Genomic DNA, 20,525 nt, shown 5'->3' on the forward strand with positions numbered 1-20,525 from the left:
TCTGGCGTGGCGCGAATCATATCATGTCGCGGGCCGCGCTTCGATCACTAGCGTTTCATGGGGCTGCGCGGCTCGCCGTCGCGCCAGTTCCCGTCGGTCCACATCCGGTCAAGGGCCGCACGATAATTGGGAAAGCGGAATTCGTAGCCGGCCGCCTTGATCGCCTTGTTGGTGACGCGCTTGTTCTCGCCATAGAAGGACCGCGCCATGGGCGAAAGCTCGGCGGTCTCGAAGGGAATTTCGGGTGGCGCCTCGACGCCCATCAGCTTGGCGGCATAGGCGACGACGTCCTGCGGCGGCGCCGGCTCGTCGTCGGTGACGTTGAAGATGCCGCCGAGATTTTTGTCGGCCAGATGCCAGAGCGCGCCGGCAATGTCGTCGCAATGGATGCGGTTGAAGACCTGGCCGGGCTTGACCAGCCGCCGCGCGGTGCCCTCCTCGAGATTGCCAAGCGCATTACGGCCCGGGCCGTAAATCCCGGAAAGCCGCAGGATCGCCACTGGTTTCCCGATCTCTCGGCCAAGGGCCAGCCACGCCTGTTCGGCCGCCACCCGCATCACAGAGCGCTTGGACACCGGCCGGCATTCGGCGCTCTCGTCGACCCAGGCGCCGCCGTGGTCGCCATAGACGCCGACGGTCGAGAGATAGCCGATCCATTCCAGCGCCGGCATTTGCGCCCGGATTGTTTCGCCGCTGGCGTTGAGGACGGGGTCGCCGGCTTCATCCGGCGCCACCGAGACGATGAGATGCGTCGTTTGCCGCAGTGCGTCGCTGATCTCACCCGTCAGCGAACCGTCGAAGCGCAATGGCTCGATGCCGGCGTGGCGCAACCCATCGGACTTTTCTGGCGAGCGCGTGGTGCCCAGGATCGGCGCACCGCTTTCGTTGGCCCGCGCGAACGCCTTGCCGGAATAGCCGGCGCCGAAGATGAAGAAGCGTCTTTCGCCCATCAATGAACCCCCATCAGTGAAGCTCTGCGCGGTCTGGCAGCGCCGAAAACCATTCGTCGCGCACCGCTGGATCGCCTTCGGTCTGCAACACGGCGGTGGCGAGGTCTCTAAAGTCGCGGTTGGAGAGAAGTCGCGACAGGGCCCAAACTGCCGCACCCCGCACCAGCGGTGAGCCGTCTTCGAGCAGGCTTTGCACGGCCGGCGTCAGCGAAGTATCGCCCGAATTGCCGGCGGCGATCAGCACGTTTCGGATGAAACGGTCGCGGCCGATGCGCTTGATCGGCGAGCCCGAGAAGAAAGCCCGGAACCCCGGATCGTCGAGCTTCAAGAGTTCCGACAGCGGCGGCTCGCGCAGATCGGTGCGCGCGGCAAGCTTGGCGTCGGAGGCAGCGCTGGCGAACTTGTTCCAGGGGCAGGCGGCGAGACAATCGTCGCAGCCATAGATGCGGTTGCCGATCGCCTCGCGGAATTCGTGCGGGATCGGCCCCTTGTTCTCGATCGTGAGGTAGGAAATGCAGCGCCGCGCATCGAGCCGGTAGGGTGCCGGGAAAGCGCCGGTCGGGCAGGCATCGAGGCAGGCGCGGCAGGAACCGCAATGGTCCTCTTCCGCCGCGTCGGGTTCGAGGTCGGCCGTCGTAAAGATGGTGCCGAGGAACAGCCATGAGCCATGCGCGCGGCTGACCAGGTTGGTGTGCTTGCCCTGCCAGCCGAGGCCGGCGGCTTCGGCCAGCGGCTTTTCCATCACTGGAGCCGTATCGACGAAGACTTTCACGTCGCCGCCGGCGCGCGCGACGATTTTGCCGGCGATTTCCTTCAGCCGGCCCTTCATCACGTCGTGATAGTCGCGGTTTTGCGCGTAGACCGAAATCGCGCCCCGGTCGCGCCTGCCGAGCACGTCGCGCGGGTCGTGGTCCGGCCCGTAGTTCATCGCCAGAACGATGATCGAGCGCACCTCCGGCCACAGCGTCGAGGGCTCGGCGCGGCGCTCGATCGTCTCGGCGATCCAGCCCATCGAGCCGTGAAAACCGTCGGCGACGAATTCCGCCAGCCGCGCGGGCGCCATAGGGATCGCGTCCGGCGTGGTCACGGCAATAGCCTCGAAGCCGGCGCGCCGCGCCTCCGCGTCGATCAGCGCGCGCAGTTTTGCCCTGCTAGAAATCGAGGTCCGCATAATGCGACACCGGCGACAGGCCGCGCACCCGATCCGACAGCAGCGGCCGGAAGGCCGGCCGCGATTTCACCCGCGTGTACCATTCGCGCGCCGCGGTATGCTCGCGCCAGTCGATCTCGCCGAGATAGTCGAGCACCGAAAGCGCCGCCGCCGCCGCGAGGTCGGCATAGGTCACCCTGTTGCCGGCCAGCCAATGGCGGGTGCCGGCCAGCCAGTTGGTATACTTCATGTGCTGGCGGATATTGGCGCGCGCGGCACGGATCGCGGCCGAATCGGGCGAGCCGCCGCCGGCCGTCTCCGGCATGACCGGCTTCAGCACGCGCTCGCGCACCAGATGGCGGGTAACCTCGCTTTCGGCCTTGCTGAGATACCAGTCGGTCAGCCGGCGGATCTCGGCGCGCTGCATTGGATCCTCGGCGAACAGCCGCTTGTCGCGCTTGAGCACGCCGCGCGTCTCGTCGAGATATTCGGCGATCACCATGGCGCCGATGATCGGCACGTCGCCTTCGGCGAGCAGGATCGGCAGCGTGCCGGCCGGGTTCAGCGCCAGAAACTCCTTGCGCCGCGTCCAAGGCTTTTCCTCGATCAGCGCCAGCTCCTCGCCATATTCGCCGAAGGCGAGGCGCACGAACCGGCAGGTGGCGAACATCGGATGGTGGAAAAGCGTCAGCATGGTTCCGCGATGATAGGGCGCACTAGTGTGGTGGATTTGAAGTTCCTGTACCCTCAATGGCATCAGCGCGTCCAGGAACTTCAAATCCGAAACCGCACTAGAACTCAAAGTTGACAGTGTGGCTCAGAATCCGGAATTAGCACAGTGCGCGGCTCCCAGGTGCGGCGAATTCCGGATTGCCACACTGGCGAATCGTTTTTGGCGCCGGTAAGTCTTCGCCCGATTCCAGGACTGTCAGGGTGCTGCGACCTATAGGGGGACTTCCGTCCCATGACAAGCAAGCCCTTTCCCAAGCCGTCATTCGAAAAGCAGAGGTTGCCATGGAAAGCCAGACCATCGTCGAAGCGCTGTTGCTTGGACTGCTCGAAGGCCTGACCGAATTCATCCCGGTGTCCTCGACCGGCCATATCCTGCTTGCCGGCCATTTCCTCGGCTTCCACTCGACCGGCAAGGCCTTCGAGATCCTGATCCAGCTCGGCGCGATTCTGGCGATCCTGAGCGTCTACTTCCGCCGCCTCTGGCAGATGCTGCTCGAACTGCCCCATGACCGGCTGACCCGGCATTTCGTCATTGGCATCCTGATCGCCTTCCTGCCGGCGGCGATCATCGGCGCGCTGGGGCACGATTTCATCAAGACCTTCCTGTTCGAATCGCCACGGCTGATCTGCATCATGCTGATCATCGGCGGCGCGGTGCTGCTTGCGGTCGACCGCATGAATCTCAAGCCGTACTACCGTGACGTCGAACGCTTCCCGACCAGGCTCTATTTGCAGATCGGGCTCTTCCAGTGCTTGTCGCTGATCCCCGGCACCTCGCGCTCCGGCTCCACCATCGTCGGCGCGCTGCTCTTGGGTGTCGACAAGCGCGCGGCCGCCGAGTTCTCCTTCTTCCTCGCCATGCCGACCATGGTCGGCGCCTTCGCCTACGACCTGTTCAAGAACCGCAACGTGCTGACCTCGGCCGACTTGCCGATCATCGCCGTCGGTTTCGTCGCCGCCTTCGTCAGCGCGCTGATCGTCGTGCGCTTCCTGCTCGATTACGTCTCACGCAACGGCTATTCGCTGTTCGGTTGGTGGCGGCTGGTGGTCGGCGGGCTCGGCCTGGTGGCGCTGATGATCTGGGGGTGAGGCTAAACCGCCGCGAAGTGGATGGCTCAATTCCTGCCATAAAACGCGTTCTCGACATGCACCGGCCAGCGCCAGGGCAGCACGGCCACCATGTCGAAGCGCGCCGACAGCCGGCCATAATCCGGCTGGCGCGACAGCCAGAGATCGGCGGCGCCCTCGATGCGGCGCTCCGAACTGTGGGCGATCGCTTCCATCGCCTCGATCAGCGTGCGGCGCGCCTTGACCTCGACGAACAGCACCAGATCGCCGCGCCTGGCGATCAGGTCGATCTCGCCCAGCCTGGTGCGGTGGCGGCGCGCGAGAATCCGGTAGCCCTTTAGCATCAGCGCCAGCGCCGCCAGCCACTCGCTGCGATGGCCGCGCCGATAGGCCTTGCGCCGATTGCCGACGCCGCGCTCAGTCACCGTTGACTTCCCTGAGCTCCAGCAGCCGCCGGTAAAGCGCCTGTTTCTGGCCGCCGGTCATCTTGGCCGCCTCCGCCGCCGCCTTGGAGGCCGGCATTTCGGCCGCGAGCGACAACAGCAGCCGGTCGATGTCGGCCGGTTGGTCCGCCATTGCTTCCGCTGGGCCGACGCAGATCACGATCTCGCCCTTCGGCGTGTCGGCCGCCGCATAGTGATCGGCGAGCGCGGCAAGCGTGCCGGTGCGCATTTCCTCAAAAGTCTTGGTCAGCTCGCGGCCGATCGCGGCCTTGCGCGCGCCGCCGAGCGCCTCGACCATCGCGGCAAGCGTCTCGGCGAGCCGGCGCGGCGATTCGAAGAAGATCAGCGTCGCCGCAACCTGCCTGTAGTTTTCGAGCTTGGTCAGCCGCTGCCCGGCCCTGGCCGGCAAAAACCCGGCGAACAGGAACGCATCGGAGGGGAGCCCGGAAGCGGTCAGCGCTGCGAGCGCCGCCGAAGGCCCAGGCACCGGCACGACGCGGATGCCGCGCTCCAGCGCTTCGCCGACCAGCCGGTAGCCAGGATCGGACACCAGCGGCGTGCCGGCATCCGAAATCAGCGCCACGCTCTGCCCCGCTGCGAGCGCCTCGATCAGCTTCGGCCCGGCCTCGGCGGCATTGTGATCGTGATAGGCCGTGGTGCGGCGGCGGATGCCGTAGCGATCGAGCAGCACGCGCGAGACTCGCGTGTCCTCGCAGGCGACGACATCGGCACTCGCCAGCGTCTCCAGCGCGCGCAGCGTGATGTCGGCAAGGTTGCCGATCGGCGTCGCCACCAGATAGAGCGCCGGCTCCAGCGGCCGCGCCGGCATCTCGGTCTGCCCGATCACATAGCTGCGTTTCTCGCTGCTCAATTGAAGCCCTCCCCTCCGAGCAAGTGCGCAGCGGTTTTCCGCCCGGAATTGCGCAAGAACAAGGTCTGTTTGCCACGGCTGATCTCCGGTTGCAAAACGTGATGGCGATGCAAAGGCGATCGCCATGCCTTTGCCACGATGCGGAACCAAACCGCGCAAGGCGGATTTACTCCTGATTCCCCGAGGAGGAGGACAGGATGGACAGCCTGATCATACAGGACGCTTTCACGCCCTACTATTCGGGCTGCAAGCGCTTTGCCGGATCGGAAAGGGTTGCCGGTGCGGAGAATGGGGAACCCGCCGCCAGGACAAAGGACGAGGAAGTGATGAAGCCGCTTCCGCGCCCTGCGGTTCAAGACGTCCCGAACGAAACCGAAAGCACGACGGAGCACTGACCGGACGATGCCCAATCGCTTCGACATTTTCATCAGCCGACTTGAAAGCAAGACCGCCCGCGAGGGCATTCCCCCACATCCGATCGCCGCCCAGCACGGCGCCCGCCGCGGCAAGGCGGACCAGAAGCCGGTCCGCAACGGCGAGGCGCATGCGGATAAGACCCGCGGCAAGCACCGCCAGAAGCACGACGCTTGAAGCATCTGGCGACGTTCGCGGTCATCATCCCAAGGCGGGAGCGGAGCGACGCGCGCAGACCCTGGGATCCATGCCGTTGAAGCCCGAGAATGACGAATGCGCGGGGAAGCGCCACATCCTCAGAGATATCTGCCTACCCTCGCCTCCAGAATCCGCACCAGTTCCGGATCCATGAACGCGTAGTCGTCCGGGATGTCGAGGCAGATCAGTCTGGCCCCCTTCAGGCTCGCCCGGAATTTCTTTTGCAGCTTGGCCCGATGCGCCTTTTCCATGACGAAGATGATGTCGGCCCAGGCGACGAGTTCATGCGTCAGCGGATTGTCGGCATCGTGATTGGTGCCGGCCGATTCGACCTCGATGTCGCGGCGCTTGGAGAACACCTGCTCGGCCGTCGGACTGCGCAGGCGGTTCTGGCTGCAGACGAACAGAACATTCTTCAAAGGTGTTACCGCGCCAGATCCGCCACCACGGCGTCGAGCACGATCATGCCGGCGGTGGTGGCGCGCAGGCGGGCATTGCCGACCGGCGCCACCAGTCCCTCCTGCTGCAGCACCGAAAGCCTCGCGCTCGATAGGCCGCGTCCAGAAAGCGCCTCGTAGCGCGCGAGGTCGATGCCTTCGGCAAGCCTCAGCCCCATCAGCAGGAACTCGTCGGCTTCCTCAGTGCGGGTCAGCACCTCGCCGCCGGTGACGCCGTGGCCTTTGGCCTCGACCAGATTGGCCCAGGTCTCCGGCATTCTTTCCGCGACGGTCACGGTGCGGCGGCCATTCTCGACGAAGCGGCCATGCGCGCCCGGCCCGACCCCGACATATTCGCCATAGCGCCAGTAGGTCAGATTGTGACGGCTCTCGGCCCCCGGCCGCGCATGATTGGAGATTTCATAGGCCGGCAGCCCATGCGCCTCGGTGACGTCCTGTGTCAGCGCGTAAAGGTCGGCGGCATGGTCGTTGTCGGGGAGGATGAACTTCCGTGCCGCGTGCAGCGCATGGAACGGCGTCCCCTCCTCGATGGTCAGCTGGTAGAGCGACAGGTGGTCGGCGGCATGGCCGATCGCTTCTTCGAGTTCCGCCCGCCAGGCCTCCGGCGTCTGGCCAGGCCGCGCGTAGATCAGGTCGAAGGACAGCCGCGGAAAGATTTCCCGCGCCAGCCCGATCGCATGCAGCGCCTCCGCGACATTGTGCAGCCGCCCCAGGAAGCGCAGGTCCTTGTCGTTCAGCGCCTGCACGCCGAGCGAGATGCGGTTGACGCCGGCCGCGCGATAGCCGCGGAAGCGCTCGGCCTCGACCGAGGACGGATTGGCCTCGAGCGTCACCTCGATCCCGGCGGGCACCGTCCAGTTCTTCGCCACCGCTTCCAGCACCGCGCCAACCGTTTCCGGCTTCATCAGCGATGGCGTGCCGCCGCCAAGAAAGATGCTGGTCACTTCGCGCGGGCCGGTGCGGGCGCGCATGGCCGCCAACTCCATCGCGAAGGCGCGTGCAAAACGCTCCTGGTCGACCGGCTGGTGGCGAACATGGCTGTTGAAGTCGCAGTACGGGCATTTGGCCGCGCAGAACGGCCAGTGGATGTAGACACCGAAGCCTGGGCTGCGGTCGAGCGGCATGGTCATCCCGCTCATCCCAGGCGCGCCATATCCAATCGCGCTTGCGCAAACTTCTGGAAGGCGCGCGCGCGGTGCGACAGTGCCGTCGCCTGGCCGGGCTTCCAGCCGTGCTTTTGCTCCGCGCTCATCTCGCCAAAGGTCTTGTCGAAACCGTTGGGCAGGAACACCGGATCGTAACCAAAACCGAGCGTGCCGCGTGGCGGCCACACCAGCCTGCCTTCGGCCTCGCCCCGGTAATACTCGGCCTCGCCGTCGGGAAAGGCGAGACAAATGACGGCGACGAAGCGGCCGGTGCGCTGCGCCGGCTCGGTCGCGCCGACCTCCTGCAGCGCCACTTCGGTGCGCTGCATGGCCATGCCGAAATCTCTGCTGCCGTCCGGCGTCTCTGCCCAGTTGGCGGTATAGACGCCGGGCGCTCCATCGAGCGCGTCGACACAGAGTCCCGAATCGTCGGACAGCGCCGGCAAACCGGTCGCCTTGGCAGCGGCATATGCCTTGATATAGGCGTTCTCCTCGAAGGTCGTGCCCGTCTCGTCCGGCTCCGGCAGGCCGTATTCCTTGGCCGACTTCGCCTCGAAGCCGTACGGCGCCATCAGGTCGGCGAACTCGCGCAGCTTGCCTTCATTGTGGCTGGCCACGACGATCTTCTGTCCCCTCAGGGAATGAAAATGCGAAGAATGCATCAGAGGCCCCAGATCCTTGGCTCGGCGAACTCGATCGAATTGCCCGACGGGTCGCGGATATAGATCGAGTGTCCGCCCTGCGGCCATTCAAAATCGCTTTCGATGGCGATGTTCCTCGCCGCCAGGTGCTTGCGCCATTCGGCGATCTCGTCGGCGCTTGCGGTGAAGCAGAGATGGCCTTCGCCCACCGTGCCGTGCGGCGGCACCTGCACTTTGGCGTCGGGTGCCGGCGGTATTTTGGTTGCCTCGGCATTGAAGAGGAGGAGCACGCCGTTGCCGCAGCGGAAGAACACGTGCCGGCCTTCGACCTTGCCCAGCACCTCGAGGCCGAGGATGTCGCGATAGAACTGTTCGGCAGCGGTTAGATCTGTGACGTAGAGCGCTGATTCCAGAATCGCCGAGGGAGTCACGAGGCACCCCCCTCTGCCCTGCCGGGCATCTCCCCCTCAAGCGGGGAGATTGGCTGTGGCTGCGTCGGCATCCTTTCTGCGATGTTGGCGATTGATACCCGATTTCCCCCCTTGAGGGGGAGATGGCCGGCAGGCCAGAGGGGGGTGCCTGGGCTCGGCATCCGAAACCTACGCCACCGCCATCTGCTGCAAGCTCACCAGCCGCGAAATACCTTTCTTGGCCAATCCCATCAGCGCGGCAAACTGCTCCTCGGAAAACGGCTCGCCCTCGGCAGTGCCCTGGATCTCGACGATGCCGCCCTTGCCGGTCATGACGAAATTGGCGTCGGTGCCGGCCGACGAGTCTTCGAGATAGTCGAGATCGATGACCGGCTGGCCGTCATGGATGCCGCAGGAGATCGCGGCGACATGGTCCCTCAGCACCTTCGAGACGCTTGCCATCTGGCGCGCCTCCATCCAGCGCAGGCAATCATGGAGCGCCACCCAGCCGCCGGTGATCGAGGCGGTGCGGGTGCCGCCATCGGCCTGGATGACGTCGCAGTCAACGGTGATCTGCTGCTCGCCCAGCGCCTGCAGGTCGACCACGGCGCGCAAGCTGCGCCCGATCAGGCGCTGGATCTCCAGCGTGCGGCCGCCCTGCTTGCCGGCGGACGCCTCGCGCCGCATGCGCTCGCCGGTCGAGCGCGGCAGCATGCCATATTCCGCCGTCACCCAGCCCTTGCCGGAATTGCGCATCCAGGCCGGCACCTTTTCCTCCAGGCTCGCCGTGCACAGCACATGCGTGTCGCCGAACTTCACCAGGCACGACCCTTCGGCATGCTTGGAGACGCCGCGCTCGAAGGAGATGGCGCGCATTTCGTCGGCTTGGCGTTTGGAGGGGCGCATCGGGACTCTTTCTGTTCTTCTTCCGGATTCGTCGGCGGCTTGTAGACGCATGCGGTGCGTGGCGCAAAGGAAAAGGGCGCGCGAAGCAAAAGGGGCCGGGTTGCGCCGCAGGGCCGGGAGTCTATATCTTTTGAGAACCGGAGGTTCTGGCTGGAATGAACAAGGCAGTCGATCCCGCGTCGCAGTCGCCCGTGCTTCAGTCGCTCGACATCCGATCGCGCGACATCTTCCGGCGCATTGTCGATTCCTATCTGCGCGACGGCGAGCCTGTCGGCTCGCGCAGCCTGTCGCGCATCCTGCCCTCCTCGCTGTCGCCGGCCACGATCCGCAACGTGATGAGCGACCTCGAGCAACTCGGCCTCATCTACGCGCCGCATATCTCGGCCGGCCGCCTGCCGACACAGACCGGCCTGCGCTTTTTCGTCGACGCCTTCATGGAGCTCGGTGATCTCTCCGAAGAGGAGCGCCGCGCCATCGAGGCGCAGGTGCGTGCCTCCGGTTCCGGCGCGACGCTGGAGCATATGCTGACCGAAGCCAGCCAGATGCTGTCCGGCATGTCGCGCGGCGCCGGCCTGGTGCTTGCCGCCAAGAACGAGGTGGCGTTGAAGCATATCGAGTTCATCCAGCTCGAGCCGACCAAGGCGTTGGCAGTCCTGGTGTCGCAGAATGGCGACGTCGAGAACCGCGTCGTCGATCTGCCGGCAGGCATCACCGTCTCGCAGCTGCACGAGGCTTCGAACTTCCTCAACGCTCACATACGCGGCCGGACGCTCGCCGAGGTGCGGGTCGAGATCGGCCGCATCAAGGACGAGACCAGGGCGGCGCTCGACACGCTGTCGCAGGAACTGGTCGAAAAGGGCCTCGCGGTTTGGGCTGGCGCCGACAGCGGCCTACCGGCGCGGCTCATCGTGCGCGGCCGAGCCAACCTCCTGGAAAATGTCACCGCCCAGGCCGACTTGGAATTGCTGCGCCATCTGTTCGATGATCTGGAGACGCAGGACGGCCTGCTGCAGCTGCTCGACCTTGCCGAGCAGGGCTCCGGCGTGCGCATCTTCATCGGCTCTGAGAACAAGCTGTTCTCGCTGTCCGGCTCGTCGCTGGTCGTTGCGCCCTATCGCGACAAGGATGCCCGCGTCATCGGCGCGCTCGGCGTCATCGGGCCTACCCGATTGAACTACGCGCGCATCGTGCCGATGGTCGACTATACGGCGCAGCTGATTTCGCGCATGCTTCGGTAAGCGAAAGATTACGGATATCGCTGCAAGGAGGGTGGAGATGGCGCTGGAATCGCTCAAGGCTCAGATCAGCCTGTTGCTCGAGGAAATGGTCAACCAGCCCGAGGACGAGCACGAGATACAGGAGCAGCTGCGCGAGAAGCTCATGGAGCTTCGCGCCATGGGCCTGCCGCTGCCGGCCGATCTGGTCGAGCTGGAAAGGCAGCTCGACGAGGATCTCGACTCCGAGGACGGCTGATGCTTCGCCCCAAGGGCACAGCGGTTCTTGGGAGACGCGGTTTGAGACAAGCAGTGCGCAAAACGGGCGGCCACCCGGCCGAACTCTGGTGCGCGCCTACTGCATGTCGCGCCAAGCGTGCAGCGGTCTTGAAAGAACGACATCCATAGAGACAAGGGGGTCGCCTGATCCGTTTCGGCGCGACGCGCTTCAATTGAATGGAACGCCTCTTGATCCCAGCTGTTTCTGCGCTGATGCATGAGCCGTTCGAAAGCGGCGATCAAACAGGGAGAACAGCATGATCCGGATCGCGGGCCTGGCCGCTCTCGGACTGTTGCTGGCCGCCGGCGCCTTCGCGCAGCAGGCGGACCAGCCCTTGCTGACCGGCAAGCAAGCCTTCGGTGACTGGAAGGCCGATCGTCCCGGCGTGAGGCGTCTCATCAAACCGGACGATCTGCAGCAGCCCTATGTCACCGACTCCGCCTCGAACGGCGGCGGGCTGACCGACCGCCCGGAGGGCGCCAAGCCCATCGTGCCGCCCGGCTTTTCCGTCGAGCTCGTGGCTTCCGGCATCGACAGCCCGCGTGTCGTGCGCGTTGCGCCGAACGGCGATCTCTTCGTCGCCGACAGCAGGGCGAACCAGGTCCGCGTCTACCGCCTGGCCGAGGGCAGCGCCAAGCCCGCTGCGGAAGCGATCTTCGCCAAGCGTCTTACCCGCCCCTATGGCATCGCCTTCTATCCGCCTGGCGACAAGCCGCAATGGGTCTATGTCGCCAACAGCAACAGCGTCGTTCGTTTTGCTTATCGTGACGGCGACATGCAAGCCTCCGGCAAGCCGGAGACGATCGTCTCGAACATTCCTTCAAGCCATCACTGGACGCGCGACATCGCCTTCTCGCCCGACGGCAAGACGCTCTACCTGTCGGTCGGCTCGGGCTCGAACGTCGCCGAGGATATGGGCGCCAGGCCGAAGGGCGGGGTCGAGGAATGGGCGCGATCGCAGCCGCTTGGCGCCAGCTGGGGGCCGGAGGAGGGCCGCGCCGATGTGCTCGCCTTCGATCCCGACGGCAGGAACCGCCGGATGGTCGCCACCGGGCTGCGCAACTGCTCCGGCATGACCGTTCAGCCGGCGACCGGCGCGCTCTGGTGCGTCGTCAACGAACGCGACGAGCTTGGCGACAACGTGCCCTTCGAATATGCCACCGCCGTCAAGGACGGCGCCTTCTATGGCTGGCCCTGGTATTATCTCGGCGGCAACGAGGACCCGCGCCACGAGGGCGCACGCCCCGATCTCGCGGAAAAGGTCACGGTTCCCGACGTGCTGATGCAGGCGCATTCGGCGCCGCTCACCATCGCCTTCTATGAAGGCGGCAACTTCCCCGCCGACTACAAGGGCGATGCCTTCGTCGCGCTGCACGGCTCCTGGAACCGCAATGTCCGCACCGGCTACAAGCTGGTGCGATTGAAATTCAAGGACGGCAAGCCGACCGGAGAATATCAGGATTTCGCCACCGGCTTCGTCATCGCCGATGACGCGGTCTGGGGCCGTCCGGTTGGCGTCGCGGTGGCCAAGGACGGAGCACTGATCCTCACCGAGGACGGCAACGGCACCATCTGGCGCATCACTTACGGCGGGTAGCCACCCGAACCTCGTCATCCCAGAGTCTGCGCCGCGTCGCGTCGCGCCTTGCTCCGCCCGTGGCTGACGATCGCATGAATGTCAACCAATCTCAGACATGTCCAGCAACGCTGAGCGGGCGCTCCCAACAGCGGAGATTGCCGACTGACGTCGTCATACTCGGACTGGCGCAACGAATCCCGCCGTCAGGGAATTACCGTTGCCCCGGTATCATGATAAAGGGCGGCTCGACATCGCTCCCCACGCTCCAGGCTCAACCATGACACTGACAGGATTTCTCGCCTACAGCGCGGCCCTCGGCCTGGCCGCCGCCATTCCGGGGCCCGGCGTCACGGCGCTTGTCGCCCGTGCGCTCGGTTCGGGCTTTCGTTCTTCGCTGGCGATGTTCTTCGGCCTTATGCTTGGCGACGTCACTTATCTCACCGCTGTGGTGCTCGGCCTCGCCTTCATCGCGCAGAGCTTCGGCATGGTCTTCCTCGCCATCAAATGGGCGGGCGTCGCCTATCTCGCCTTCCTAGGCTGGCGCTTCTGGACCACCGGCATCTCGCCCGAAACTGTCGAGGCCCGCAAGGGCAAGGGCGGCCTGGCCGCGAGCTTCATCGCCGGGCTGACGCTGACGCTCGGCAACCCGAAGACGATGATCTTCTATCTCGCCATTACGCCCACCATCGTCGATCTCAAAGCGATCACGCTGGCCGACTACGGCGTCCTTCTCGCGCTCACCGCAATCGTTCTGTTCGTGGTGCTGGTGCCCTATCTGGCGCTCGCCGCCAAGGCGCGCTGGTTCCTGAAGTCGCCGCGCGCGCTCAAGCTGTTGAACCGCACCGCCGCCGGCTTCATGGTGGGGGCGGCAGCCGCGATCGCCGCTCGTCAATAGCTGCCGTCCCAACCCGCCATCATTTCAGCGAATCCGTTCCGAAAACGGCCCAATCTGGAAAATGCATTTCCGGCGCGGCGCGGTTTTGAGCAATCGCCCCACTCGGATATTTTCGGCGCCCAGCCTATCTTGCGCGGCTGAAATCCCTATTCTGTCTGCCTCTACATTGCCTTGGGAGCAAAACCAATGAACAAGCCCGTCACCTCCGCGCGCATCCCCGGTCGCGGCCGCATCTTCAATTCGATCACCGAGACGATTGGAGACACGCCGCTGGTGCGGCTGGACAAGTTCGCCAGGGAGAAGGGCGTCGTCGCCAATCTCCTGGCCAAGCTCGAATTTTTCAACCCGATCGCTTCGGTCAAGGACCGCATCGGCGTTTCCATGATCGAGGCGCTGGAGGAGGCCGGCAAGATTTCGCCCGGCAAGACGACCCTGATCGAGCCGACCTCCGGCAACACAGGCATCGCGCTTGCCTTCGCCGCCGCCGCCAAGGGCTACAAGCTGATCCTCACCATGCCGGAGACGATGTCGGTCGAGCGCCGCAAGATGCTGGCGCTGCTCGGCGCCGAGCTGGTGCTGACCGAAGGGCCGAAGGGCATGAAGGGCGCCATCGCCAAGGCCGACGAGCTTGCCGCGACGCTCCCCAACGCCATCATCCCGCAGCAGTTCGAGAATCCGGCAAACCCGGAAATCCACCGCCGCACGACGGCCGAGGAGATCTGGAACGACACCAATGGCGAGGTCGACATCTTCGTCTCCGCCATCGGTACCGGCGGCACCATCACCGGCGTCGGTCAGGTGCTGAAGAAGCGCAAGCCTTCGGTGCATGTCGTGGCGGTCGAGCCGGAAGCCTCGCCGGTGTTGTCCGGCGGCCAGCCCGGCCCGCACAAGATCCAGGGTATCGGCGCCGGCTTCGCGCCAAAGATCCTCGACACCTCGATCTATGACGAGATCGTCAGGGTCTCGAACGAGGACTCGGTCGCCAATTCGCGCCTCGTCGCCCGCCTCGAAGGCGTGCCGGTCGGCATCTCGTCGGGCGCTGCGCTCCAGGCGGCAATCGTCGTTGGCTCACGGCCGGAGAACAAGGGCAAGAACCTGGTCGTCGTCATCCCGTCCTTCGCCGAGCGCTATCTGTCGACGATCCTGTTCGACGGGCTGGGGGCTTAGGCGCCCGAGAGCCAATTCGTTACATCTCGAGAAGGCTCACCCTGCCTGGCCGAAATGCCGACCGCTTGTGCGGCAAGCCGCGAGCAGGTCTCAGTTGCCGGCAAGTTTCGCCCGTCGGGCCTGCAGGTGACGGCGCAAGGCCGGATCGCGTTCCAGCCCGATCGCCTGGTCGAAGGCTTCCGTGGCCTCGGCAAGCTTGCCCAGCCTGGCGGACAGCTCGGCGCGCGCCGCCCAATAGGGTTGGTATTGGACAAGCCGCCTGTCGTCGCCGATCCGGTCGAGCGCAGCAAGGCCCTCGGCCGCGCCTTCGGCCTCGGCGATCGCCACGGCGCGGTTGATCGCCACCACCGGTGAGGCGGCAATCGCCATCAGCGCGTCATAGATCTGGCGGATCGCGGCCCAGTCGGTGCGGCCGCTCAGCCGCCGCGCCGTATGCGCCGACTGCACGGCCGCTTCGAGCTGGTAGCGGCCGATGATCCCTTTGGCTGCGGCGCGTTCGAGCAGGGCCTCGGCTTCGTCGATCAGCGCGCCGTCCCACAATGCAACGTCCTGTTCGGCGAGCGGCACGAAGTCGCCTTCGGGACTGCGCCGCGCCGCGCGTCGCGCCTCGGCGAAAAGCATCAGCGCCAGGAGGCCGAGCGCCTCAGCCTCGTCAGGCATGAGCGAGGCGACCAGCCTGCCAAGCCAGATGCCTTCGCTGGCGAGGCTGCGCCGGCGCGTCTCCGTGCCCGCCGGGTCGGTCCAGCCTTCGGCGAAGGTCGCATAGATCGCCTCCAGCACCGCATCGAGCCTTTCGCCGAGTTCGCCCCGCTCCGGCACGCGAAACGGAATGCCGGTTTCGCGGATGCGAGCCTTTGCCCGCACCAGCCGTTGTCCCATCGTCGCCGGCGACACCAGGAAGGCAGAGGCGATCGTCGCGGCGTCGAAGCCGAGGATCGTCTGCAGTATCAGCGGTGCCCGCACCGTGGCGTCGATCGCCGGATGGGCGCAGGCAAACATCAGCCGCAGCCGCTCGTCGGGCAATTCTTCGTGGTTCACGCGGGCCTCCACCTCCTCGGCGATCAGCTGGAGATGGTCGCTGGCCGCCTCGCCGGTCAGCCGCCGTCGGACGACATCGACGCTTCGTCGTCGCGCCACGGCCAACAGCCAGGCCTCCGGTTTTTCCGGCACACCGTTCTGCGGCCAGCGTTCGAGCGCGGCCGCGAATGCATCGGCCAGCGCATCCTCGGCGCCGGCGACATCGCGCGTCCGGGCGGCGAGCCAGGCCACGAGCTTGCCGTAGCTGCGGCGGGCGGCTGCTTCGGCCGCCGCCCGCGCCATGTCCGGGCGATTCTCCATCACAGCGTCGCTTCCAATGCATGAACCCGAAAATATGCAGCGATTTTCGCTTTGCGGACCGCTGGTTCGGAAAAGATCATGCTCAAACAGGAAGATAAAGCGGGATGAGCGTTCGCGGAAAACTCATCCCGCCTTAGACAGGTAGTCGGTCATTTCCCAGATCGGCCGCACCTCGACCGTCCCTGTGCTGGCCGCCGGGCAGCGCGCGCCCCATTCGATCGCCGCGTCGATGTCCGTCGCCTCGATCATGTAGAAGCCGGCGAGCTGCTCCTTGGTGTCGGCATAAGGACCGTCGAGCACATTGGTCTTGCCGTTGGCCGTCCGCACCACGGTCGCCGCCTGCGTCGGCCGCAGCCGGTCGCCGGCAAGCCATGCGCCGGATTTCTTCAGCGCCTCGGTATAAGCGCCATAGGCTGCGCTGATCTGATAGGTCTTTTCGCTTGGCGTGTTCGCCATCGCGGCCTCGTCGTTGTAAATCAAAAGCATGTATCGCATGGTCTTCTCCCGTTTTTTCCGAAGGCCGCGTGGTCGCGGGCCGAGCTAAAGTCGCGCGGCCCCGGTCGATTTCGACAGGCTGGCGAAAATTTTTGTCTTCGTTCCGAGATTTCGCAAGCACCAGGGCACTTGAAATCGCCGCGACCGCAGCGCCGCCGGATTGACGTTCGCGGCCGAAGCCGTGCCCCGCGTGGCCGACCGAAACAGGCCGGAATTGAGCGTTTGTCGTCCGTTTTCGCCGCTCCTTAACCGTTCGTCTAATGACTGCAATTGCGGGTTGGCATTTACCGCTTGCTGTCTAAACTCTCCCCGAATTGATGTCACAGGGAGGAGTTCACCATGTTCTATTTCAGAACCAAATTTATTGCCGCCGGCGCTTTGGCGCTGTCGCTCGGCCTCGGCGCAGCGTCGGCTCGAGCTCAGGAATTCATCAACGTGCTGACCGGCGGCACGTCCGGCGTCTATTATCCGCTCGGCGTCGCGCTATCCGAGATTTACGGCAAGGGCATCGAAGGTGCCCGCACCCAGGTCCAGGCGACCAAGGCTTCGGTCGAAAACCTCAACCTGCTGCAGCAGGGCAAGGGCGAGATCGCCTTCGCGCTCGGCGATTCCGTCAAGATGGCCGCGGAAGGCAACACCGAGGCCGGCTTCCCGGGCAAGCTCGACAAGCTGCGCGGCATTGCCGCCATCTATCCCAACTACATCCAGATCGTCGCCAGCAAGGAGTCAGGCATCAAGACGCTTGCCGACCTCAAGGGCAAGAGCCTGTCGGTTGGTGCGCCTGCCTCCGGCACGGAGCTCAATGCCCGCGCCATCTTCGCTGCCGCCGGGCTGAAATATGAGGACCTCGGCAGGGTGGAATATCTGCCATTCGCCGAATCGGTCGAGCTGATCAAGAACCGTCAGCTGGACGCCACGCTTCAATCGGCCGGCCTGGGCGTCGCCTCGATCCGCGATCTCGCCACCTCGATACCGATCAACGTCGTCGCCGTGCCGCCCGAGGACGTCGCCAAGATCGGCTCGCCCTATCTTTCGGTCGTCATTCCCAAGGGAACCTACGAGGGCCAGACAGACGATGTCGCGACCGCCGCGGTCGGCAATTTCCTCGTCACCCGGGCCGACGTTTCCGACGAGACCGCTTATCAGATGACCAAGCTGATGTTCGAGCATCTCGACCAGCTCGCCGCCGCCCATGCCGCCGCCAAGGCGATCGACCCGGCCAAGGCGCTGGACGGCATGCCGGTGCCGCTGCATCCCGGCGCGGAGAAATATTACAAGGAAAAAGGGCTGCTGAAGTAGGCGCCGATTTTCCTCGCCCTTGAGGGGAGGGTGGACAAGCCGCAGAAGGCCGATGGACGGGTGGGGTCCTCTGCGACGCGCTCCATCTTCTTAGATGAAGGTCGACGCAATTGAGGTGACCCCTTCCGCCTCGCTTCGCTCGTCACCTGCCCCTTTTCGGGCATGGATACCGCCCGCCAGGAGCCCGCTGAATGGCCGAAACTCCGACCGTCATTTCGCCAGCCGTCGAAGAGACTCTCGAAGGCCTGCCGCCGGGCTTTGGCGACGGCATCGCCGGCAAGGCGGCGTTCCTGATTGCCGTCGCCTTTTCCGTCTTCCAGATTTACATCGCTGCCTATGGCAGCCTGCCGAGCCAGGTGGTGCGCGCCATGCATGTCGGCTTCCTGCTGCTGCTCGGTTTCGCTCTGATCGCCAATCTGCGCGCCACCAGCGCGGCAGCCAAAGCAGGTTTCTGGACGCTTGGCGTGCTGGGCTTCGCCACCGGCCTCTACAACTGGGTCTTCTATGCCGACCTCATCCGCCGCTCCGGCTTTCTCACCACGCCCGACCTGATCGTCGGCACGCTGCTGGTGGTGCTCGTCTTCGAGGCGGCAAGGCGGCTGATGGGGTTGCCGCTAGCGGTCATCGCCTTCATCTTCCTCGCCTATTGCTTCGTCGGCAATCATTTGCCGCCGCCTTTCATCCATCGCGGTTATGATTTCGCGCAGCTGGTCGACACCTTCGCCTTTGGCACCGAAGGCATCTACGGCACGCCTGTCTATGTTTCGGCCGCCTATATCTTCATCTTCGTCGTCTTCGCCGCCTTTCTCGAACGCGCCGGCATGATCGCGCTGTTCAACGATTTCGCGCTTGGCCTGGTCGGCTCCTGGCGCGGTGGCCCGGCCCAGGTCTGCGTGCTCTCTTCGGCGCTGATGGGCACCATTTCCGGTTCGGGCGTCGCCAATGTGGTGGCGAGCGGCCAGTTCACCATCCCGCTGATGAAACGCTTCGGTTTCCGCCCGGCCTTTGCCGGCGCCGTCGAGGCGACCTCCTCGATGGGCGGCCAGATCATGCCGCCGGTGATGGGTGCGGTTGCCTTCATCATGGCCGAGACGCTGAACATCCCTTACGCCGAGGTGGTCAAGGCCGCGATCATTCCGGCGCTGCTCTATTTCGGCGCCTGTTTCTGGCAGGTGCATCTCGAGGCCGGCAAAGCGGGCCTGCACGGCATGGCCAAGGATGACCTGCCCGATCCCTGGGACGCGGTCCGTCAGCACTGGCCGCTGGTGCTGCCGCTTGCCGTGCTGGTCTACCTGCTGTTTGCCGGCTACACGCCGATCTTCGCCGGCACCATGGGCCTGGCGCTGACCATCGTGCTGATCCTCGGCACGCCGCTGGCGGCCTTGATCGGGCCGTTTGCCTTCCGCGTCGTTTTCTGGCTGGCGCTTGGGCTTGCTGCCGCCTCCTTCATGCGGTTCGGCGTCAACATTCTCGGCCTCGTCATCGTGGCGCTTGTCGCCGCCTGCTTCACTTTCAGAGGTGGTCGCGAGACGCTGCGCATCTGCGTCGACTCGCTTGCCGAAGGCGCCAAGAACGCGCTGCCGGTCGGCATCGCCTGCGCCATCGTCGGCATCGTCATCGGCACGCTGACGCTGACCGGCATCGCCTCGACCTTCATCGGCTGGATCATCTCCATCGGCGAGAACAATCTGTTCCTGTCGCTGGTGCTGACCATGCTCACCTGCCTGGTGCTCGGCATGGGCATCCCGACCATCCCCAACTACATCATCACCTCCTCGCTCGCCGGCCCGGCGCTGCTGTCGCTCGGCGTGCCGCTGATCGTCAGCCACATGTTCGTCTTCTATTTCGGCATCATGGCCGACCTTACCCCGCCGGTGGCGCTCGCCGCCTTCGCCGCCGCGCCGATGGCGAAGGAAAGCGGACTGAAGATCGGCATCCAGGCGACAAAGCTCGCCATCGCCGGCTTCGTCGTGCCGTTCATGGCGGTCTACACGCCGGCGCTGATGCTGCAGGATGCCGGCCCGATCGCCGCTTCGTTCGGTTATCCGGTCGAGGTCGCCTACATCCTCGCCAAAGCCTGCATGGGCATCGTGCTCTGGGGCGCTGCCGCGGTCGGCTTCCTCGCGCGCCGCATGGCCTGGTGGGAACGCTTGGTCGCCTTCGCCGCGGGCGTGCTCCTGGTCGCGGCACTGCCGCTCACCGACGAGACCGGCTGGGCCCTGGCGCTTGCGTGGATCGGCTGGCACTGCTGGCGCGCAAGCCGGGCGCCCGCGGCCGGTTCCCTATGAGCCTGTGCATCCTGGCTGCCGGCAAGACGGTGACCCTTGCCGTCGCCGCCTTCACGCTGTCGTGGACGCATTCGGTGGAACGGACGCGCTGGCAGGAAGACTGGAAAGTCACGCCTGCCGGGCTTCAGCTGATCGAGGCACGGATCCAGGGCTCCGGGGCCGGCATGGACCCGCCCGAAGGTTCGGTCTTGCGGAACGGCTGGTGGAGCTACGTGCCACGGATCGGACCTCAGCCGCGCCTGATGCTCGCGGCGTCGGGGGCGACCAGGCAGGGATGGACGTTGTGTACGGCCACGAGCTGCCGAGACCTCGGCAAGACGGCGGGAGAAGCGATCGTGCTTCGGCCTTGCCAGGATTGAAGCCAGCGAGCATAGCGCGGGATCCGCGAATGCGATCGCCGAGAGGGTCTGGTCGGTGGGCGGGAAAAGAGCAGGTTTCAGGTCGGGCGGCTTGGCGGCTTCGGCAGCCTCTCTGCCCATGTCTTAAGACACTAAGTCAGCCGGCTGCGGCCTCAAAGCCGCGGCGTTGTCGCACGCCGGCCGTCGGCGACGGCCGGGCATTCGTCACGATAGGTCGTGGCGCGC

General features: G+C 65.3%; 23 protein-coding genes. 11 read left to right on the forward strand and 12 right to left on the reverse strand.

The genetic code is table 11. The features are described 5' to 3' along the window. Positions 1 to 47: 47 nt before the first annotated feature. The 3 genes from EN818_RS12015 to EN818_RS12025 are packed head-to-tail and all read right to left on the reverse strand — an operon-like array spanning position 48 to position 2,794. Positions 48 to 950: an SDR family oxidoreductase gene (locus EN818_RS12015; RefSeq protein WP_095805293.1), complete on the reverse strand. Its 903-nt coding sequence runs from the start codon at positions 948 to 950 to the stop codon at positions 48 to 50. 13 nt (positions 951 to 963) lie between these two features. Beyond that, positions 964 to 2,121, reverse strand: a complete 1,158-nt coding sequence (gene queG, locus EN818_RS12020) for a tRNA epoxyqueuosine(34) reductase QueG (protein ID WP_095805292.1) — start codon at positions 2,119 to 2,121, stop codon at positions 964 to 966. Beyond that, positions 2,102 to 2,794, reverse strand: a complete 693-nt coding sequence (locus EN818_RS12025) for a glutathione S-transferase family protein (protein ID WP_095805291.1) — start codon at positions 2,792 to 2,794, stop codon at positions 2,102 to 2,104. Before EN818_RS12025 ends, queG begins: the two co-directional genes overlap by 20 nt. A gap of 320 nt (positions 2,795 to 3,114) precedes the next feature. Between EN818_RS12025 and EN818_RS12030 the strand changes: the two genes are divergently transcribed. Further along, on the forward strand, positions 3,115 to 3,921 hold the full coding sequence (locus EN818_RS12030; RefSeq protein ID WP_095805290.1) for an undecaprenyl-diphosphate phosphatase: 807 nt from the start codon (positions 3,115 to 3,117) through the stop codon (positions 3,919 to 3,921). Positions 3,922 to 3,947: 26 nt separating this feature from the next. Here EN818_RS12030 and EN818_RS12035 read toward each other — a convergent pair whose 3' ends face one another. Together EN818_RS12035 and rsmI are read right to left on the reverse strand one after the other, a co-directional pair. Then, complete coding sequence (locus tag EN818_RS12035; RefSeq protein WP_095805289.1) at positions 3,948 to 4,325, reverse strand: YraN family protein; 378 nt, start codon at positions 4,323 to 4,325, stop codon at positions 3,948 to 3,950. Further along, positions 4,318 to 5,214, reverse strand: a complete 897-nt coding sequence (rsmI, locus tag EN818_RS12040) for a 16S rRNA (cytidine(1402)-2'-O)-methyltransferase (RefSeq protein ID WP_095805288.1) — start codon at positions 5,212 to 5,214, stop codon at positions 4,318 to 4,320. The genes EN818_RS12035 and rsmI overlap by 8 nt, the downstream gene beginning before the upstream one ends. A 197-nt stretch (positions 5,215 to 5,411) precedes the next feature. Between rsmI and EN818_RS12045 the strand changes: the two genes are divergently transcribed. Both EN818_RS12045 and EN818_RS12050 read left to right on the forward strand, forming a co-directional pair. After that, positions 5,412 to 5,609: a hypothetical protein gene (locus EN818_RS12045; protein ID WP_095805287.1), complete on the forward strand. Its 198-nt coding sequence runs from the start codon at positions 5,412 to 5,414 to the stop codon at positions 5,607 to 5,609. A 7-nt stretch (positions 5,610 to 5,616) separates the two neighbouring features. Then, the gene (locus tag EN818_RS12050) at positions 5,617 to 5,805 is read left to right on the forward strand and encodes a hypothetical protein (RefSeq protein WP_095805286.1); all 189 of its coding nucleotides are present in this window, start codon (positions 5,617 to 5,619) and stop codon (positions 5,803 to 5,805) included. Between the two features lie 119 nt (positions 5,806 to 5,924). Here the strand turns inward: EN818_RS12050 and EN818_RS12055 are convergent, their stop codons facing one another. From EN818_RS12055 to rph, 5 genes are all read right to left on the reverse strand, one after another. Beyond that, complete coding sequence (locus EN818_RS12055; protein ID WP_095805285.1) at positions 5,925 to 6,245, reverse strand: low molecular weight protein tyrosine phosphatase family protein; 321 nt, start codon at positions 6,243 to 6,245, stop codon at positions 5,925 to 5,927. A gap of 5 nt (positions 6,246 to 6,250) precedes the next feature. Beyond that, complete coding sequence (gene hemW / locus EN818_RS12060) at positions 6,251 to 7,414, reverse strand: radical SAM family heme chaperone HemW (RefSeq protein ID WP_095805284.1); 1,164 nt, start codon at positions 7,412 to 7,414, stop codon at positions 6,251 to 6,253. Between the two features lie 5 nt (positions 7,415 to 7,419). Then, positions 7,420 to 8,091: an RdgB/HAM1 family non-canonical purine NTP pyrophosphatase gene (gene rdgB, locus EN818_RS12065; RefSeq protein ID WP_095805283.1), complete on the reverse strand. Its 672-nt coding sequence runs from the start codon at positions 8,089 to 8,091 to the stop codon at positions 7,420 to 7,422. Continuing rightward, the gene (locus EN818_RS12070; RefSeq protein WP_095805282.1) at positions 8,091 to 8,501 is read right to left on the reverse strand and encodes a VOC family protein; all 411 of its coding nucleotides are present in this window, start codon (positions 8,499 to 8,501) and stop codon (positions 8,091 to 8,093) included. Before EN818_RS12070 ends, rdgB begins: the two co-directional genes overlap by 1 nt. Before the next feature lie 168 nt (positions 8,502 to 8,669). Further along, positions 8,670 to 9,386 (reverse strand): ribonuclease PH, encoded by a 717-nt coding sequence (gene rph, locus EN818_RS12080; RefSeq protein WP_095805280.1) that lies wholly within the window; start codon positions 9,384 to 9,386, stop codon positions 8,670 to 8,672. A gap of 155 nt (positions 9,387 to 9,541) precedes the next feature. Between rph and hrcA the strand changes: the two genes are divergently transcribed. The 5 genes from hrcA to cysK all read left to right on the forward strand — a co-directional run bounded on the left by hrcA (position 9,542) and on the right by cysK (position 14,521). Beyond that, a complete protein-coding gene (hrcA, locus tag EN818_RS12085) occupies positions 9,542 to 10,624 on the forward strand; it encodes a heat-inducible transcriptional repressor HrcA (protein WP_095805279.1) in 1,083 nt (360 codons plus the stop codon). A gap of 37 nt (positions 10,625 to 10,661) precedes the next feature. Further along, positions 10,662 to 10,859 (forward strand): hypothetical protein, encoded by a 198-nt coding sequence (locus tag EN818_RS12090; RefSeq protein WP_095805278.1) that lies wholly within the window; start codon positions 10,662 to 10,664, stop codon positions 10,857 to 10,859. Between the two features lie 277 nt (positions 10,860 to 11,136). Beyond that, positions 11,137 to 12,477, forward strand: a complete 1,341-nt coding sequence (locus EN818_RS12095) for a sorbosone dehydrogenase family protein (RefSeq protein ID WP_095805277.1) — start codon at positions 11,137 to 11,139, stop codon at positions 12,475 to 12,477. 259 nt (positions 12,478 to 12,736) lie between these two features. After that, the gene (locus tag EN818_RS12100; RefSeq protein WP_095805276.1) at positions 12,737 to 13,354 is read left to right on the forward strand and encodes a LysE family translocator; all 618 of its coding nucleotides are present in this window, start codon (positions 12,737 to 12,739) and stop codon (positions 13,352 to 13,354) included. Positions 13,355 to 13,540: 186 nt separating this feature from the next. Continuing rightward, on the forward strand, positions 13,541 to 14,521 hold the full coding sequence (gene cysK / locus EN818_RS12105) for a cysteine synthase A (protein WP_095805275.1): 981 nt from the start codon (positions 13,541 to 13,543) through the stop codon (positions 14,519 to 14,521). 90 nt (positions 14,522 to 14,611) lie between these two features. Here the strand turns inward: cysK and EN818_RS12110 are convergent, their stop codons facing one another. Together EN818_RS12110 and EN818_RS12115 are read right to left on the reverse strand one after the other, a co-directional pair. After that, complete coding sequence (locus EN818_RS12110) at positions 14,612 to 15,859, reverse strand: DUF6596 domain-containing protein (protein ID WP_095805274.1); 1,248 nt, start codon at positions 15,857 to 15,859, stop codon at positions 14,612 to 14,614. A gap of 123 nt (positions 15,860 to 15,982) precedes the next feature. Beyond that, the gene (locus EN818_RS12115; RefSeq protein ID WP_095805273.1) at positions 15,983 to 16,354 is read right to left on the reverse strand and encodes a YciI family protein; all 372 of its coding nucleotides are present in this window, start codon (positions 16,352 to 16,354) and stop codon (positions 15,983 to 15,985) included. 339 nt (positions 16,355 to 16,693) lie between these two features. On the opposite strand from EN818_RS12115, the gene EN818_RS12120 reads away from it, so the two are divergent. The 3 genes from EN818_RS12120 to EN818_RS12130 all read left to right on the forward strand — a co-directional run bounded on the left by EN818_RS12120 (position 16,694) and on the right by EN818_RS12130 (position 20,300). Beyond that, on the forward strand, positions 16,694 to 17,653 hold the full coding sequence (locus EN818_RS12120; protein ID WP_095805272.1) for a TAXI family TRAP transporter solute-binding subunit: 960 nt from the start codon (positions 16,694 to 16,696) through the stop codon (positions 17,651 to 17,653). 191 nt (positions 17,654 to 17,844) lie between these two features. Further along, a complete protein-coding gene (locus EN818_RS12125) occupies positions 17,845 to 19,941 on the forward strand; it encodes a TRAP transporter permease (protein ID WP_095805271.1) in 2,097 nt (698 codons plus the stop codon). Further along, entirely contained in the window at positions 19,938 to 20,300 is a 363-nt protein-coding gene (locus tag EN818_RS12130) for a DUF1850 domain-containing protein (protein WP_095805270.1), read from the forward strand. Before EN818_RS12125 ends, EN818_RS12130 begins: the two co-directional genes overlap by 4 nt. The last annotated feature ends 225 nt before the right edge of the window (positions 20,301 to 20,525 follow it).

Source organism: Mesorhizobium sp. M3A.F.Ca.ET.175.01.1.1 (assembly GCF_004791945.1).
GTDB lineage: Bacteria > Pseudomonadota > Alphaproteobacteria > Rhizobiales > Rhizobiaceae > Mesorhizobium.